Raw genomic sequence first — 15041 nt, forward strand, 5'->3', positions numbered from 1 at the left:
CCATGCAAAATAGCCTCTCCCGACGCAAGCACCAATGGCCTTTTGCTCGGGAGCCGGCTTTTATATTCCGTAGGCCTGCATCACGTTGTCGCCCCCCTGCCCTCTGCTCTCGGCATCAGGGCTGTTTTCGGAAAGCCCGTGCCAGGCATGGTGCAGCCCCTCCCGCTCATGCACGACGCGATTGCGTCCGAGCGCCTTGGCGAGGTAGAGCGCCCGGTCGGCGGAGGCATAGAGCTGCTGCTTGCTGCGCCCGGCGACGAGATCGGCCACGCCGCCTGATATGGTGATGCCGATATTGTGCCCCTCCGCCACGATCGGTCCACCGGCGATCCTTGCCCGCACCGCCTGGATCCGCTCCAGCCGCGCCTCCAGCGGTTCGCCGGAGACGATGACGCCGAATTCCTCGCCGCCGAGGCGCGCGACAACGGACAATTCGTCGAAAGCCGAGGTCAGAACGGCCGAGACAGCCGTGATGACGGCATCGCCGCAGGCATGGCCGAAACGATCGTTGATCGCCTTGAAGCGGTCGACGTCGAATATGACGAGCGAGGCGTCGCTCTCGGTATTCTCGAGCGCCTCGGTAAAGGCACGCCGGTTCAGGAGGCCGGAGAGCGTGTCCGTGCGGCTGAGCTTTTCGAACTCCGCACGCGACAGCGTCAGCTCATGCAGGGCAAAACCAGCCGCCAGCGACAGCATGCCGGAAACCGTCCCGCCGACGAGCCAGGAAAAAATGGCGCCGAAGCCGAGCGCATGCGAGAGCGTCACCGGCAGCAGCCCGAAAAAGCCGAGCGGCGGTATCGTCAGCGACATGATGACGCCGGAGAGAACGACGGCAAGAAAGCTCATCTTCAAAGCGAAGAGATAGACGTTCCTGCGATATTGAAAATTACCGAAATCGGCCTGCAGCGACATCCAGTTTTTCATGAGAATCAACCTTCCTGTCCGGCGTTGCAAGGCATTGATAAGAGGCCAATTGCTGCGGGTGTCTTAATCGAACCGTTAAAATTCGAATGGTTTCTGACGATTCGGTGGACAGATTTTCTCTAGCAGGAGATGCAGCCTCCCAATCCCTGAATCGGACAGCACAGAGAGACACTTAAGAATTTGATTTAAAACAGCTTTATTGGACAGTGCCGTAGGGCTGTTCCAGAATGGTCTACTTGGGGAAATACCGATTCTTTCATTGATTTTTACAACCAAATGGAGAGCGCCGTTTACAATTCACTTCAACAGCGGACCCGACGACAGCTGCATCAATTGTAGACACCGAGAGACAATCGCAATGATTGTGGAAGCGGATTCCATAAGCCGGTTCGAAGCCCGGCCGAGCGGAGCGCAGCCGCCGTCCAGGTGTTGCAGCCGAGGAGAGCGTTGAAATATCCCTTGGCCTCGAAGAACCGATCGATCTCGCCGTAACCGGCGTCCGGGATCGGAACCACCACGCCCGCTTCGCGAACAAAGCTGTCGGAGATGAATTTGCGCAGCCGGGCCAACTGATCGCCGCTGAGATCGAATGCGGCAACGGCGGGCTGCGGCTCGGTGATATGGCCGGCAAGGTCCACATGCAGCACCGAACGGTCGACCGTCAGCGCCCGCAGCACCGGCAGCGGCTTCAGCTCCGCCCAGCTCGGGGTTTCCAGATAGAAGGAGCGGCCGCCCCAGCCGACGATGAGCCATTCCGCATTCGGATGGCCGAGCGGAAAATCGGTACCGGCGAGGAAGGAAAAGGCCGCCCGCGTCTCCTCGTCGAGCGGAATGGCAATATCGGTATGGATCGGCCCCGACAGCAGGAGCACCCGGTGCATAGCCGCCGCGGACGACGCCTCGACCGGGGCAATCAGCGGCCGGGGAATGAAGGTTCCGCCCGCTGCCAGAGCAAAGAGCAGGCCCATGACCCGCAGCAACCAGCGGATGCCTGTCCTCATCGGAACCACCAGTCGCCCATCGGAGTGCGCCTAAAACAGGAAATAGCGCTGCGCCATCGGCAGCACCGTCGCCGGTTCGCAGGTCAGCAATTCGCCGTTCGCCCTGACCTCATAGGTCTCCGGATCGACCTCGATCTCGGGTGTCAGATCGTTGTGGATCATCGATGCCTTGGAGATGCCGCCGCGCGTATTCTTCACCGCCACCAGCTCCTTGGCGACGCCGAGCCGGCCCTTCAGGCCGGCATCGAGCGAGGCCTGGCTGACGAAGGTGACGGAGGAATTGGTCAGGCTCCGGCCGTAGGAGGCAAACATCGGCCGGTAGTGCACCGGCTGCGGGGTCGGGATCGACGCGTTCGGATCGCCCATCGGCGCGGCTGCGATCGAGCCGCCGAGCAACACCATGTCGGGCTTCACCCCGAAGAAAGCCGGATTCCAGAGCACGAGGTCGGCGCGCTTGCCGATCTCGACCGAGCCGATCTCATGGCTGAGACCGTGGGCGATCGCCGGATTGATCGTGTATTTGGCGATATAGCGGCGGACGCGGAAATTGTCGTTGTCGCCCTTCTCTTCCTTCAATCGGCCGCGCTGGCGCTTCATTTTGTCGGCCGTCTGCCATGTGCGGATTGCCACTTCGCCGACGCGGCCCATGGCCTGGCTATCGGAGGAGATGATCGAGAAGGCGCCGATATCGTGGAGAATGTCTTCCGCCGCGATCGTCTCCTTGCGGATGCGGCTTTCGGCAAAGGCGATATCTTCGGGGATCGACGGCGACAGGTGATGGCAGACCATCAGCATGTCGAGATGCTCGGCGATGGTGTTGACCGTATAGGGCCGCGTCGGATTGGTGGACGACGGGATGACGTTCGGCTGGCCGCAGATCTTGATGATATCGGGCGCATGCCCGCCGCCCGCCCCTTCCGTGTGGAAGGCATGGATCGTGCGGCCCTTGATGGCGCCGATCGTATCCTCGACGAAGCCGCTTTCGTTCAGCGTATCGGTATGGATCATCACCTGCACGTCATATTCGTCGGCGACCGACAGGCAGCAGTCGATGGCGCCAGGCGTCGTGCCCCAGTCCTCGTGCAGCTTCAGCGAGGTGGCGCCGGCCAGCACCATCTCGGTCAGCGCCCCCGGCAGCGAGGCATTGCCCTTGCCGGCGAAGGCAAGGTTCATCGGGAAGGCGTCGGCCGCTTCGATCATGCGGGCGAGATGCCAGGGGCCCGGCGTGCAGGTGGTGGCAAGCGTGCCGTGCGCCGGCCCCGTGCCGCCGCCGAGCATGCAGGTCATGCCCGACATCAGCGCTTCCTCGATCTGCTGGGGCGCGATGAAATGGATATGGCTGTCCATGCCGCCTGATGTGACGATCTTGCCCTCGGCGGCGATCGCCTCCGTGCCCGGGCCAACGATAATATTGACGCCGGGCTGCATGTCGGGATTGCCCGCCTTGCCGATCGCAACGATGCGCCCGTTCTTGAGCCCGATATCGGCCTTGTAGATCCCTGAGTGATCGACGATCACCGCATTGGTGATAACCGTATCGACGGCACCGTCCGCCCGTGTCACCTGGCTCTGGCCCATGCCGTCGCGGATCACTTTGCCACCGCCGAACTTCACCTCCTCGCCATAGGTGGTGAAATCCTTCTCGATCTCGATGAAGAGTTCCGTATCGGCAAGGCGCACCTTGTCGCCGGTGGTCGGTCCGAACATGCCGGCATAGGCGGCGCGCGAGATCTTATAGGGCATCCATCAGGCTCCTTGGGAGGAAGAGAAATGTGTTTTTCCGCCGAACCGCGCGAGGCGGCCGGCGGCAATATAGCTATCGACAAGCTGACGTTCGGCGGCAAACGGGTGCCATTCCCAGCCGGTATGGCCGAAGCCCGCCAGCATCACCTCGGCCTCGGCAAATTTGTTCAACACCTCGGCGATGACGATCATGCCACTGCTCGGCACGACATAAGGCGACGGCGCAAAGGCCGAAAGCGAGGCGTCGACGGCCTCGTGAACCGATTTGTCGATGACGACATGTGTCTTGCCGGTCTCGGCGCAGAAGGCGTCGAATGCCTCCGTATAGTCGTCGCAGAAATCGTCGAGATCGGGATGCGAGACGGCAAGCGGCGCGCGCATCGCGGCGAATTTTTCCGGGTCGCGCACGCTCCAGATTTCGCGCGCCGCAACAACACCGGGATGTGAACGCCATTCAGACGAGCCGAGCATCGCCTTCGCCGGCCGGCCGGTATTGCAGACCGCAACGGCATCCGTGCGGCTGCCGCCGGCGCCATAGGAACGGCAATCGTTGAAGCGGATGACGAAATCGGCGGCGTCAATGACGCCTCCCATTCCTTCTCCGACCTCACCATTGCCGACGATCATGATCCTGCTCGCCACCTCAGTTGCTCATCGTGTCTTCGAGCTCTTTCAGCTCTTTGGTGCGCTTGTCCGTCTCTTCGGCCAGGCATCCGGCCACCAGCATCGGCTCCATCGTACCGCCGCGCGCCTGGAAGCCGAAGGCGTCGCATTCGGCGTCGCGATAATCGATCCAGGCGCGCTGCGCCTTGACCAGCGCCTTCTCCGCGCCCTTCATGTCGCCGTCGATATCCTTGTCGATCGCCACCATGGCGGCGCGCGTCTTCTTGTATTGCTCGTTCAAGGCTTTGTCGGCTGCCGCATGGCGTTCCTGCTCACAGGAGGTCATGTCCGATTGCGTCTGGGGATTCTTGCAATCGACATCCTGGGCAGAGGCGCCGTGGGCCGCAAACAGCATCGCCGCCCCGGCAAGGCAGATATTCAAGCGCATGCCTTCCTCCCGTCGATTGCCTTTTAGAGCTTGCCCATGACCAGCTGACGGAAGCCGTAGACCTCGCGCTTGCCGGAAAGCGGGATCAACGTCACCGAGCGCGTCTGCCCCGGCTCGAAACGCACCGCCGTTCCTGCCGGAATATCGAGCCGCTTGCCATGCGCCGCCGCGCGATCGAAGGAAAGCCCGGCATTGGTTTCGGCGAAGTGATAGTGGCTGCCGACCTGCACCGGCCGGTCGCCGGTGTTGGAAACCTCCAGCGTCACCGTCGGTGCGCCGGCATTCAGTTCGATGTCGCCGTTTGCGGCAATGATTTCGCCCGGAATCATCTCGTTCTCCTTAAGCCGCCTTGGGCGCGCAGCCCTCGGCCTTCAGCACACGTTTTGTCGACGCCGGATTTTTGGCGAGCCTATCAGCCGGCCGGATGGGTCTGGCAACGAGATTGCCGCCGCAATTCGGGCAGGCGCCTTTCAATACGCCGTCCGCACAATCGGCGCAGAAGGTGCATTCATAGGTGCAGATCCGCGCCTCGATGCTCTCCGGCGGCAAATCCCTATCGCAGCATTCGCAATTAGGCCTGAGTTCCAACATTCTACGTCCTCACCGGATCGGTTCATGCACGGTGACGAGTTTGGTGCCATCGGGGAAGGTCGCCTCCACCTGCACGTCGTGGATCATCTCGGCAATGCCCTCCATCACCTGGTCGCGGCCGATCACATGGGCGCCGGCCTCCATCAACTCGGCGACCGGACGACCGTCACGGGCGCCTTCGACGACGAAATCGCTGATCAGCGCGATCGCTTCGGGATAGTTCAGCTTGACGCCGCGCTCCAGCCGCCGTCGCGCCACCATCGCCGCCATCGATATCAGCAGCTTGTCTTTTTCTCTCGGAGTGAGGTTCATTGCTCGTCCATCTGCTTGGTGCTTAAATTCATAGATTCCAGACTTTCGGCACAGGCGCACCGTTGCGCAAGGTGGAAATGACCGGGATCAGGATTTTTCTGAGCGAGAAGCCGTCGGCTGCTGCAAGACGCACGACGAGCTTGTCGTTCCAGGCGCTGGCGCCGCCCATCGCCCCTTCGACGAGCGGCCGCGCTTTGCCGAGATAGGCTTCCGCCAGCGGCCCGGCATAGAGCAGCGTCGCAAAGGCCACCTGCCCGCCGAGCACGGCCTGACGCGCGGCCAGTGCCGCGATACCCTCGGAAAGTCTGAGCTCCTCGGCATGGATCAGCCGGCCCGAACGGCGGATACGCCAGCGGTCGCGAAAGAGCCCTGTCTCCACCGCCTCGCCCATCGCCTTGCGGCCGAGCAGCACCGCCTCGACGGCCAGGAATTCGGCGCTCTCGTCGAGATCGACATCGAGCCGGCGGAAAAGTGAAGCCCGGTCGAAGAGGATGGTCTCCTGCGGCAGCCAGTCGACGCGCGCTCCCGCTCCAACTTCGATGCGGGTCGCCACCTCGGCTGTGCCAGCCGATGCCTTGTAGATCTTCTCGCAGGCCTGGGTGGTGACGTCGATCTTCGTGCCGGCGCCGGCAACGACGCTCCAATCCATCCGGTCGCCGCCGGTCAGCCCGCCAGCGGTATTGATGATGACGGCTTCCATCGAGGCATCGAAGGTATCGGGCAGGCGGATCTTCGCCGCGCCCTCCTGATAAAGCTCGCGGATGCGCGTGCGGCCATCGAACAGCTTCGCTGCCAGATGCCCGCGTCCTTCCGCTCTTTGCGGTCTCGTGCCTGCCGCCGCTGTCGTCATAACGTCCCTTTTGTTCGCGCCCCCGGCTTTCACTCAAGCGCGCGGATCACGGAAAGCAAGCAATTCCTATGCCGTCCAGGGAGGCCCCAGAGGACGCAGGAGATTTGCGAATTGCCGCATCCCCTGCCGCAAAAAGCGGCATCTGCCATTCAGACAGTCAGATGCCGGCGGGCTTCCGGCGTATCCAGTGTTTCGGCAAGGCCTTCATGCACGATCTCGCCACGATCCATGATGTAGACGTAGTCGGCAAGCTCCCGGCAGAAATCGAGATATTGCTCGACGAGCAGGATCGCCATGCCGGTGGAATCGCGGAGATAGCGGATCGCCCGGCCGATATCCTTGATGATCGACGGCTGAATGCCTTCGGTCGGTTCATCGAGCACGAGAATCCTGGGGCGTGTCACCATCGCCCGCCCGATCGCCAGTTGCTGCTGCTGCCCGCCGGAAAGATCGCCGCCGCGTCGCGACAGCATCGACTTCAGCACCGGGAAGAGACTGAAGATGTCGTCGGGAATATTCCGGTCGCGGCGGCCAAGCGGGGCAAAGCCGGTTTCGAGATTTTCCTTGACGGTCAGCAGCGGAAAGATTTCACGCCCTTGCGGCACATAGCCGATGCCCTGCTTGGCGCGGGCAAAGGGCGGCAGGCCGTTGAGCCTGGTGTCGTTGAAGGTGACGGTACCGGCCGACAGCGGATGCTGGCCGGTCACGGCGCGCAGCAGCGAACTCTTTCCGACGCCGTTGCGCCCCAGCACGCAGGTGATCTTGCCCATCTCCGCCTTGATGGAGATGCCGCGCAGCGCCTGGGCGGCGCCATAATGCAGATTTGCGTTTTCGACTGTCAGCATCCGTTCACCCGTTCCCCATCAATTCATCAGCGTGCGCCTCAGCGTCTGCAGGGCGTGCTCCTGTTCTTTCGTTCTTTCGCCGCCGGCCGCGGCCACGTCCTCGGCAATATCGATCAGTTGCCGGCGCTCCTGCATATCGAGCGCCTTTAACCAGAGATCCCGGAACCGGCGGATCGGGTCTTCGGGACTGTTGACGTTCTTGGACGCCCATTCGCCGAAAACCAGCACCTCGTCCATATCGCCCGGCCGGATGATGCCCTTCATGCGGTTGCGGATGACATCCTTCGCCGCGTCGAGATACATCGGCTTCTCCTTGGCAAGACAGAAGAAGAAAGCCACCGCCGCAATCGCCGGATCGGCGATCGAGGCGAGCGGCGCCGCCTCCGCCTGCTTGCGGCGCTTTCCACGCCTATAAGCGCCCCGCATGCGCTCGACGGAATCGATGATCTCGTTTCCCGCCTCACGCATCATTTTAAAACGCCAATACCAGATGACCGCGCCGCTGAGCGCCGCGACAAAAATACCGAGAAAAGCCATGATGAAACCCCAGAATGAAACCCGCTCGTTTTAGAGCGTCTTCTTCTGTCAGGTTCAAGCCTGGAAGTTGCATTCTTCACCGCCCCAGATAGTTCTCAATCACCTTTGGATCGGAGCTGACGAAATCGATCGATCCTTCCGCCAGCACCGAGCCTTCCGCAAGGCACGTGACCTTGACGCCGAGGTCGCGGATAAAGCCCATATCGTGCTCGACGACGACGACCGACCGGGTCTTGGCGATATCCTTCAGCAAGATCGCCGTTTCCGCCGTCTCCGCATCCGTCATACCGGCCACCGGCTCGTCGACGAGCAGCAGCTTCGGCTCCTGCGCAAGCAGCATGCCGATCTCCAGCCACTGCTTCTGTCCATGCGAAAGGTTGGCGGCGAATTCCTCGCGGCGGTGCGTCAGCCGCACCGTATCGAGGATTTCCTCGATACGTGCCTTGTCCTCGCCCGAAAGCCGATAGAACAGCGTCGAGAACACGCCACGGCGCCGGTTCAGCGCCAGCTCCAGATTGTCCCAGACCGTGTGACTTTCAAACACCGTCGGCTTCTGGAATTTGCGGCCGATGCCGAGCTGGGCGATATCGGCCTCGTCCTTCCTGGTGAGATCGATCGTGCCGTTGAAGAACACCTCGCCTTCATCGGGCCTGGTTTTGCCGGTGATGATATCCATCATCGTCGTCTTGCCGGCGCCGTTCGGGCCGATGATGGCGCGAAGCTCGCCGGGTTCGATGACGATCGACAGCGAATTCAACGCTTTGAAGCCGTCGAAGGAAACCGAGACGCCGCTGAGATAAAGCACGCTGGTGGGTTTGACGTCGGGAATCACTGTGTCACTCCGCTGCCTGGATTTTCGGTTCGATACCGTCTTCCTGCACCGCCGGCGGGACCGCAGCGGAGACGGCTTTCCGTTTGCCGAGATATTGCGCCACGGTGCCGACGACGCCCTTCGGCAGGAACAGCGTGACGGCGACGAAGAGGCCGCCGAGCGCAAACAGCCAGAACTCCGGGAAGAGACCGGTGAAGATCGTCTTGCCGCCGTTGACGAGGATTGCGCCGATGATCGGCCCGATCAGCGTCGCCCGCCCCCCGACCGCCGTCCAGATGACGACTTCGATCGAGTTGGCCGGCGCGAATTCGCCGGGGTTGATGATGCCGACCTGCGGCACATAGAGCGCGCCGGCAATGCCTGCCATCATCGCCGAGACGACGAAGGTGAAGAGTTTGAAATGCTCGACGCGGTAGCCGAGGAAGCGCGTGCGGCTTTCGGCATCACGCACCCCGACCAGCACCTTGCCGAACTTCGAACGAACGATCGCCGAGGCAAGCAGCAGCGACAGCGCCAGGAAGATCGCGGTTGCCGCAAAGAGGGCTGCACGCGTGCCGTCGGCCTGGACGTTGAAGCCGATAATGTCCTTGAAATCGGTCAGGCCGTTGTTGCCGCCAAAACCCATATCGTTGCGGAAGAAGGCGAGCAGCAGCGCATAGGTCATCGCCTGGGTGATGATCGAGAGATAGACACCGTTGACGCGTGAGCGGAAAGCGAACCAGCCGAAGACGAAGGCAAGCAGGCCGGGCACGACGAGAACCATCAGCGCCGCAAACCAGAAATGGTTGAAGCCGTGCCAGAACCAGGGCAGATCCTTCCAGTTCAGGAACACCATGAAGTCGGGCAGGATTGGGTCGCCGTAGCTGCCGCGGGTGCCGATCTGGCGCATCAGATACATGCCCATCGCATAGCCCCCGAGCGCGAAGAAGGCACCGTGGCCGAGCGAGAGGATGCCGCAGAAACCCCAGACGAGATCAAGCGCCAGCGCCAGCAGCGCATAGGTCAGATACTTGCCGAACAGCGCCATGACATAGGTCGGGATATGCAGCGGGTTGGCCGGCCCCGTCATCAGGTTCAGGACGGGAACGAGAACTGCGACCAGAAGCAAGAGGGCGATGGCAATGACGGTCTTGCGATCGAGAGACCGGAGAAGGAAGGCCGTTATCATGCTTCCACCGCCCTTCCTTTGAGTGCGAAGAGCCCGCGCGGACGCTTCTGGATGAAGAGAATGATCAGGACGAGCACCAGGATCTTACCGAGCACGGCACCGGCGAAGGGCTCGAGGAATTTGTTGACGACACCGAGCGACAGCGCCCCGACCAGCGTGCCCCAGAGATTGCCGACGCCGCCGAAGACGACGACCATGAAACTGTCGATGATGTAGGACTGGCCGAGGTTCGGCGAGACGTTGTCGATCTGGCTGAGCGCCACGCCGGCAATGCCGGCAATGCCCGACCCGAGCGCGAAAGTGAAGGCATCGACCCAGCCGGTGCGGATGCCCATCGAGGAGGCCATGCGCCGGTTCTGGGTGACGGCGCGCATCTGCAGGCCGAAGGCGGAGCGTTTCAAAAGCACGAGCAGCGCCAGGAAAACGACCATCGAGAAGAGGATGATCCAGAGCCGGTTCCAGGTGATGGCGAGCCCGCCGAGGTCGAAGGCGCCGGACATCCAGCTCGGATTGCGGACCTCGCGATTGGTCGGGCCGAAAATGCTGCGCACCGCCTGCTGCAGGATCAGCGACACGCCCCACGTGGCGAGCAGCGTTTCGAGCGGCCGGCCATAGAGATAGCGGATGACGGCGCGCTCGATGACCAGACCGACGAAGCCGGTAAAGACGAAAGCGGCGGGCACCGCGAAGGCCAGGGAATAATCGCCGAGTTCCGGAAAGGCGGCAACCACATATTCCTGCACGACATAGGTCGTGTAGGCGCCGATCATCACCATTTCGCCATGGGCCATATTGATGACGCCCATGACGCCGAAGGTGATCGCAAGGCCGATCGCCGCCAGCAGCAGCACCGAACCGAGGGACAGGCCATACCAAACGTTTTGGGCGACGTCCCACAGCGCCAGGTCGCGATTGATGGAGTTGATGTTCGACTGGATCGCCGGCTTCAAATCATCGGGCGCGGTTTCGAGCGTCGTCGTGAGAATGGTCAGCGCATCGCGATTGCCGCGCGCCGCGATCGTATCGATTGCAGCCTTCTTGTCCTCGACGCTCGCATCGGTCTTCAAGAGCAGCACAGCGCGCGCCGCTTCCATCGTATTCTTGATCTCCGCATCCTTCTCGGCCGCAAGCGCCGAATTCAGCAGCTCGAGATTGGCGGGATCGGCATCCTTCAGCAGTCCCTGTGCCGCGGCAAGCCGCGCGGAACGATCAGGGCTCATCAGCGTCAGCTGGCTGTTTGCGGCACCGATGACGCCGCGAAGGGCGTTGTTGATCTTGACCTTGGTCATCATATCCGGATCGACATCGTCAGCGGCTTCGCCGGTGATCGGATCGGAATAGGTCGGCTCGTCGTCGGTCCCGCCCTGCAGGAGAACCGGGCCGCCATCGGAGTTGACGTAGAGAAGGCCGTCGCTCAACTGCTGCAGGATCTGGCTGACATGCGGGTCCTTGGAGGCGACCAGCGCCTTGATCGCCGCTTCGCGGTCCGAGAAGTCGCCGACGCCGAGTGCGTCGATGAGGACATGGATATCACCCTCGGCCCGAACTTCACCGGAAAATGTCAGGCCCGAAAACATTAGGCCCGAAAACATTAGGCAAAGCGTGATGAGGAAAATCTTTATGGCGCGATACATCGGCTTTCTCGCCCTTGATATCGTTGGCGTTGCGGCGCAATCGCTGGGACGGAGCTTCCGCCCGGGGGCAGACCCGGACGGAAGCCACGTGGCATCGATCGTTCGACAGGTCTATCAGGAACCCTTGCCGCCGCACTTGCCGGTTGCAACGTTGAAGTTGCCGCAGGACATCGGCTTGCGCCAATCGGAGATCAGATCCTTGGAGTCCGGAAGGTAATCGGACCATTCGTCGCCGACGACGGCAGGCGTCTGCTGGACGATTTCGAACTGGCCATCAGCCTGGATTTCACCGATCAGCACCGGCTTGGTGATATGGTGGTTCGGCATGACGGTGGCATAGCCGCCGGAGAGGTTCGGAACGGTGACGCCGATGATGGAGTCGAGAACCTTGTCGGTATCGGTCGTGCCGGCAGCCTGGACGGCCTTAACCCATGCGTTGAAGCCGATATAGGCCGCTTCCATCGGGTCGTTGGTCACGCGCTTGTCGTTCTTGGTGAATGCGTGCCAGTCCTTGATGAACTTCTTGTTGGCGGGGCTTTCCACGGATTCGAAGTAGTTCCAGGCAGCGAGATGGCCGACGAGCGGCTTGGTGTCGAGACCGGCAAGCTCTTCTTCGCCGACCGAGAAGGCGACGACGGGGATATCGGTTGCCTTGATGCCCTTATTGCCCAGTTCCTTGTAGAACGGAACGTTGGCGTCGCCGTTGATCGTCGAGACGACGGCGGTCTTCTTGCCGGCCGAACCGAATTCCTTGATCTTGGAAACTTCGGTCTGCCAGTCGGAGAAGCCGAACGGCGTGTAGTTGGTCATGATGTCTTCTTTCGGAATACCCTTCGAAATCAGGTATGCCTCGAGAATCTTGTTGGTCGTGCGGGGGTAGACGTAGTCGGTGCCTTCGAGCACGAAGCGCTTGACGCCTTCTTTCTCCATCAGGTAATCGACGGCCGGAATTGCCTGCTGGTTCGGAGCCGCGCCGGTGTAGAAGATGTTGCGCGAGGATTCTTCGCCTTCATACTGCACGGGATAGAAGAGCAGCGAATTCAGCTCTTCGAAAACAGGCAGGACGGATTTGCGCGAAGACGAGGTCCAGCAGCCGAAGACGGCGGCGACTTTGTCCTTTTCGATCAGCTCGCGTGCCTTTTCGGCAAACAGCGGCCAGTCGGAAGCCGGATCGACGACGACGGCCTCAAGCTTCTTGCCGAGGAGACCGCCCTTCTTGTTCTGCTCGTCGATGAGCATCAGCATGGCGTCTTTCAGCGTTGTTTCGGAAATCGCCATCGTGCCTGAAAGCGAATGCAATACGCCGACCTTGATCGTGTCGTCGGCGGCCAGCGCGCCGTGGAACGCGGCCGATGCCGCCATAACGGCACCGAGCGCAGCACCGGTGATCGTGGATCTGAAATTCATCTGTTTGAGCCCCTCTTCTTGTTCCGCAACAGGCCGGAAACGGAATTCAACTGTTGCCGAGGGGGACTATCGGGCGCTGCAGCGCAAAAACACATACGCAAAATGACGTAGGCGCAGGGGGCAAACGGACCGGCTGAAAAGCAAGGGTATCCCCGCAGCCGGGGATGCCCTCTTGGTTCGGAGACGGGATTAGCCGTCGATCGTCAGGGTCACGGCAGTCGGCCCATAGGAGAGGCTGGCCTTGTGGCCGGAAACGGTCACCTTGCCGAAGGCGCCGGAAATGGCGCTTGCCCTCAGGATCTCGATCTTCGTCCCGGGCGCCGGGGCAGAGTCATCGGCAAGCGTGACGTCGAGATCACCGGCCAGCGCCGCCTTGCCTTCGATAACAAGCGTGCCTGCGCCGTTCGCACCGAGTGCCAGCTTCGCCACGGTATTGGCGGACTGCTGATAATCGCCGCCCACGGTCAGAGGCTTGTCGGCCGCCACAAAGAGCGAACCACCATTGATCGTCAGCCCGCCGGTGCCGAAGGCCGACGACGACCCGGCAACCAGCGCACCCTCTTCCAACACGGTGCCGCCGGCATAGCTGTTGGCGCCGGAAAGGCCGAGAATGCCGCTGCCACGCTTCACCAGCCTGCCCTTGCCGCCGATGTCGTTGCGCCAGTTGTCGATCGCATCGAAGCCGCCCTTTGCGGCATCCATCGTCACGGTGACATCCTGCTCGAAGGCGCCATAGCCATCGGCGGCGGCAAACAGGTTGAGGCGGCCGTAACCTTCCGCGTCGTCGATGAGCGGATAGCCCGACGCGATCTCCGTCGTCTTCAACACCTCGCGGCGCTGCTCGCCGTCGAGATAGGGCAGACGGGTTTCGAGAAGCGCTTCGGCCCCCTGCGGCACGCGCGCCGGCTGGTCGGTCGCATGGATCGTCGGCAGGCCGTAGCTCAGGCGCTGCAGCACATATGCACGATTGGCGTCATGATCGGCGAAACGGTCTGCCGAAAGCGGCGCCGCATGGGCGGCGACTTCGAGTGCACCCGCATCCGCAACGCCCGACTTGGCGATAAGCCAAGACTGCGCCTGGGCGCGGGCATCGCTCTTCAGCGCCGCGTTGTCGGCCTTGTTCAGATTATAAACCACCGTCGCGGTGCCGAGCATGCGGCCGCCCATCACGTCGAGAGGGGAATGCATGCCGGCGAGGATGCGATCCTCACCCAATTCGCTGGCGCGCGCGATCATTTCCTGAAAGCGCTGCGGCACGAGGTAAGCCATGGCGAGCGCATCGCGCCAGGCCTCCGCCGTATGACCGCTCGGGAACCCGCCGTCCTCGACCGGCTTGCCGCTCTTGGCAGGCTCCAGCGTCGGAACGACCGACACGTCCTGGCTCCAGCGATAGGGACGGCCATATTTGAAATAGCGCTTGGCGGGCTCGGTCGAGCCGTCACCGCTTGCGGCGTTGATGAAGTCGATTGCAAGGCCCATGTCGGGGTTGGCATCGGTCTTGTTTTCCGTATCCGGTTTGCTGCCGGCGCCGCGATTGTTGCCCTTGTCGTCATATTTGACGGTCGTCGCGTCGGCCGCCACCTCGGTGATCGTGGTGGTCTGCTTGGAGCCGGCCTTCCAGGCAGCCGTCAGCGGGCCGAGGCCGTCGACGATGCTGGCATTCTTGCCGCGCCGGTCGTCGAGATAGGCAGCCACTGCCTGATCGGCCGTCCGCGCCCGTGTCGCCTTGACGACATAAGCGATGTTGGCGTCATGCACCGCCTGATTGACGATCTGGCCGTCGGTTTTGCTGGCCGGAATGCCATCCCAATCCGTCTTGGCGACCGCCGGGCAATTGTCCTTGGCCGGGGCTTCGACACCCGCATCGACGAAAGGCGTGCGCGGGGTCCAGATTTCGAGGAAACCGGAGAGAAGGTGAACGGCAGCGTTGGTATCCACCGTCGAGAAGCAGGCGTCACCGCGCTTGTTGGTGTTTCCGGCTTCCGCATAAGGCGCTTTTGCCGCCGTGGCCTGCTCGGCGCTGGCAAACGATGGCACGATGGACAGAAGGCAGACGAGGGCGGTGCTCAGGCGGCAAAGGCTTAAAGCAGACATGATGATTACCCGAAATCGTTGAACGAACGCGGGACAGTTAGAGCGCTTGTGT

At 62.0% G+C, this 15041-nt stretch carries 16 protein-coding genes; all 16 read right to left on the reverse strand.

Translation table 11 applies throughout. The features are described 5' to 3' along the window. Nucleotides 1–60: 60 nt before the first annotated feature. Nucleotides 61–924, reverse strand: coding sequence for a GGDEF domain-containing protein (locus tag CO666_RS18850; RefSeq protein WP_097613727.1), 864 nt, complete (start codon nucleotides 922–924; stop codon nucleotides 61–63). A gap of 329 nt (nucleotides 925–1253) precedes the next feature. After that, entirely contained in the window at nucleotides 1254–1925 is a 672-nt protein-coding gene (locus CO666_RS18855; RefSeq protein ID WP_097613728.1) for a TIGR02117 family protein, read from the reverse strand. Nucleotides 1926–1955: 30 nt separating this feature from the next. After that, entirely contained in the window at nucleotides 1956–3668 is a 1713-nt protein-coding gene (gene ureC / locus CO666_RS18860) for an urease subunit alpha (RefSeq protein ID WP_097613729.1), read from the reverse strand. A gap of 3 nt (nucleotides 3669–3671) precedes the next feature. Further along, entirely contained in the window at nucleotides 3672–4295 is a 624-nt protein-coding gene (locus CO666_RS18865) for a Urease operon accessory protein (protein ID WP_097613829.1), read from the reverse strand. Between the two features lie 16 nt (nucleotides 4296–4311). Then, nucleotides 4312–4719, reverse strand: coding sequence for a lysozyme inhibitor LprI family protein (locus tag CO666_RS18870; protein ID WP_097613730.1), 408 nt, complete (start codon nucleotides 4717–4719; stop codon nucleotides 4312–4314). A gap of 23 nt (nucleotides 4720–4742) precedes the next feature. Further along, nucleotides 4743–5048 (reverse strand): urease subunit beta, encoded by a 306-nt coding sequence (locus CO666_RS18875; protein WP_097613731.1) that lies wholly within the window; start codon nucleotides 5046–5048, stop codon nucleotides 4743–4745. A gap of 10 nt (nucleotides 5049–5058) precedes the next feature. Continuing rightward, the gene (locus CO666_RS18880; protein ID WP_097613732.1) at nucleotides 5059–5310 is read right to left on the reverse strand and encodes a DUF1272 domain-containing protein; all 252 of its coding nucleotides are present in this window, start codon (nucleotides 5308–5310) and stop codon (nucleotides 5059–5061) included. Between the two features lie 9 nt (nucleotides 5311–5319). After that, nucleotides 5320–5622, reverse strand: coding sequence for an urease subunit gamma (locus tag CO666_RS18885; protein WP_003561955.1), 303 nt, complete (start codon nucleotides 5620–5622; stop codon nucleotides 5320–5322). 28 nt (nucleotides 5623–5650) lie between these two features. Beyond that, nucleotides 5651–6472 (reverse strand): urease accessory protein UreD, encoded by an 822-nt coding sequence (locus tag CO666_RS18890; protein WP_097613733.1) that lies wholly within the window; start codon nucleotides 6470–6472, stop codon nucleotides 5651–5653. 149 nt (nucleotides 6473–6621) lie between these two features. Continuing rightward, nucleotides 6622–7317, reverse strand: coding sequence for an urea ABC transporter ATP-binding subunit UrtE (gene urtE / locus CO666_RS18895; protein WP_003581844.1), 696 nt, complete (start codon nucleotides 7315–7317; stop codon nucleotides 6622–6624). A gap of 18 nt (nucleotides 7318–7335) precedes the next feature. Further along, entirely contained in the window at nucleotides 7336–7854 is a 519-nt protein-coding gene (locus tag CO666_RS18900; RefSeq protein WP_097613734.1) for a hypothetical protein, read from the reverse strand. Between the two features lie 76 nt (nucleotides 7855–7930). Beyond that, nucleotides 7931–8686: an urea ABC transporter ATP-binding protein UrtD gene (gene urtD / locus CO666_RS18905; RefSeq protein ID WP_179869717.1), complete on the reverse strand. Its 756-nt coding sequence runs from the start codon at nucleotides 8684–8686 to the stop codon at nucleotides 7931–7933. 4 nt (nucleotides 8687–8690) lie between these two features. Continuing rightward, a complete protein-coding gene (gene urtC, locus CO666_RS18910) occupies nucleotides 8691–9854 on the reverse strand; it encodes an urea ABC transporter permease subunit UrtC (RefSeq protein ID WP_097613735.1) in 1164 nt (387 codons plus the stop codon). Beyond that, entirely contained in the window at nucleotides 9851–11488 is a 1638-nt protein-coding gene (urtB, locus tag CO666_RS18915; protein ID WP_097613736.1) for an urea ABC transporter permease subunit UrtB, read from the reverse strand. The genes urtC and urtB overlap by 4 nt, the downstream gene beginning before the upstream one ends. A gap of 114 nt (nucleotides 11489–11602) precedes the next feature. Further along, on the reverse strand, nucleotides 11603–12895 hold the full coding sequence (gene urtA / locus CO666_RS18920) for an urea ABC transporter substrate-binding protein (protein ID WP_097613737.1): 1293 nt from the start codon (nucleotides 12893–12895) through the stop codon (nucleotides 11603–11605). 189 nt (nucleotides 12896–13084) lie between these two features. Then, the gene (locus CO666_RS18925) at nucleotides 13085–14989 is read right to left on the reverse strand and encodes an acid phosphatase (protein WP_097613738.1); all 1905 of its coding nucleotides are present in this window, start codon (nucleotides 14987–14989) and stop codon (nucleotides 13085–13087) included. Nucleotides 14990–15041 lie beyond the last annotated feature (52 nt).

The sequence above is a fragment of the Rhizobium chutanense genome (assembly GCF_002531935.1).
GTDB classification, from domain to species: Bacteria; Pseudomonadota; Alphaproteobacteria; order Rhizobiales; family Rhizobiaceae; genus Rhizobium; species Rhizobium chutanense.

What these genes read in the sequence shown, in the direction of transcription:
- CO666_RS18850 (WP_097613727.1), bottom strand. Translation starts at nt 924, where the DNA reads ATGAAAAACTGGATGTCGCTGCAGGCCGATTTCGGTAATTTTCAATAT.
- CO666_RS18855 (WP_097613728.1), bottom strand. Translation starts at nt 1,925, where the DNA reads ATGAGGACAGGCATCCGCTGGTTGCTGCGGGTCATGGGCCTGCTCTTT.
- ureC (WP_097613729.1), bottom strand. Translation starts at nt 3,668, where the DNA reads ATGCCCTATAAGATCTCGCGCGCCGCCTATGCCGGCATGTTCGGACCG.
- CO666_RS18865 (WP_097613829.1), bottom strand. Translation starts at nt 4,295, where the DNA reads ATGATCGTCGGCAATGGTGAGGTCGGAGAAGGAATGGGAGGCGTCATT.
- CO666_RS18870 (WP_097613730.1), bottom strand. Translation starts at nt 4,719, where the DNA reads ATGCGCTTGAATATCTGCCTTGCCGGGGCGGCGATGCTGTTTGCGGCC.
- CO666_RS18875 (WP_097613731.1), bottom strand. Translation starts at nt 5,048, where the DNA reads ATGATTCCGGGCGAAATCATTGCCGCAAACGGCGACATCGAACTGAAT.
- CO666_RS18880 (WP_097613732.1), bottom strand. Translation starts at nt 5,310, where the DNA reads ATGTTGGAACTCAGGCCTAATTGCGAATGCTGCGATAGGGATTTGCCG.
- CO666_RS18885 (WP_003561955.1), bottom strand. Translation starts at nt 5,622, where the DNA reads ATGAACCTCACTCCGAGAGAAAAAGACAAGCTGCTGATATCGATGGCG.
- CO666_RS18890 (WP_097613733.1), bottom strand. Translation starts at nt 6,472, where the DNA reads ATGACGACAGCGGCGGCAGGCACGAGACCGCAAAGAGCGGAAGGACGC.
- urtE (WP_003581844.1), bottom strand. Translation starts at nt 7,317, where the DNA reads ATGCTGACAGTCGAAAACGCAAATCTGCATTATGGCGCCGCCCAGGCG.
- CO666_RS18900 (WP_097613734.1), bottom strand. Translation starts at nt 7,854, where the DNA reads ATGGCTTTTCTCGGTATTTTTGTCGCGGCGCTCAGCGGCGCGGTCATC.
- urtC (WP_097613735.1), bottom strand. Translation starts at nt 9,854, where the DNA reads ATGATAACGGCCTTCCTTCTCCGGTCTCTCGATCGCAAGACCGTCATT.
- urtB (WP_097613736.1), bottom strand. Translation starts at nt 11,488, where the DNA reads ATGTATCGCGCCATAAAGATTTTCCTCATCACGCTTTGCCTAATGTTT.
- urtA (WP_097613737.1), bottom strand. Translation starts at nt 12,895, where the DNA reads ATGAATTTCAGATCCACGATCACCGGTGCTGCGCTCGGTGCCGTTATG.
- CO666_RS18925 (WP_097613738.1), bottom strand. Translation starts at nt 14,989, where the DNA reads ATGTCTGCTTTAAGCCTTTGCCGCCTGAGCACCGCCCTCGTCTGCCTT.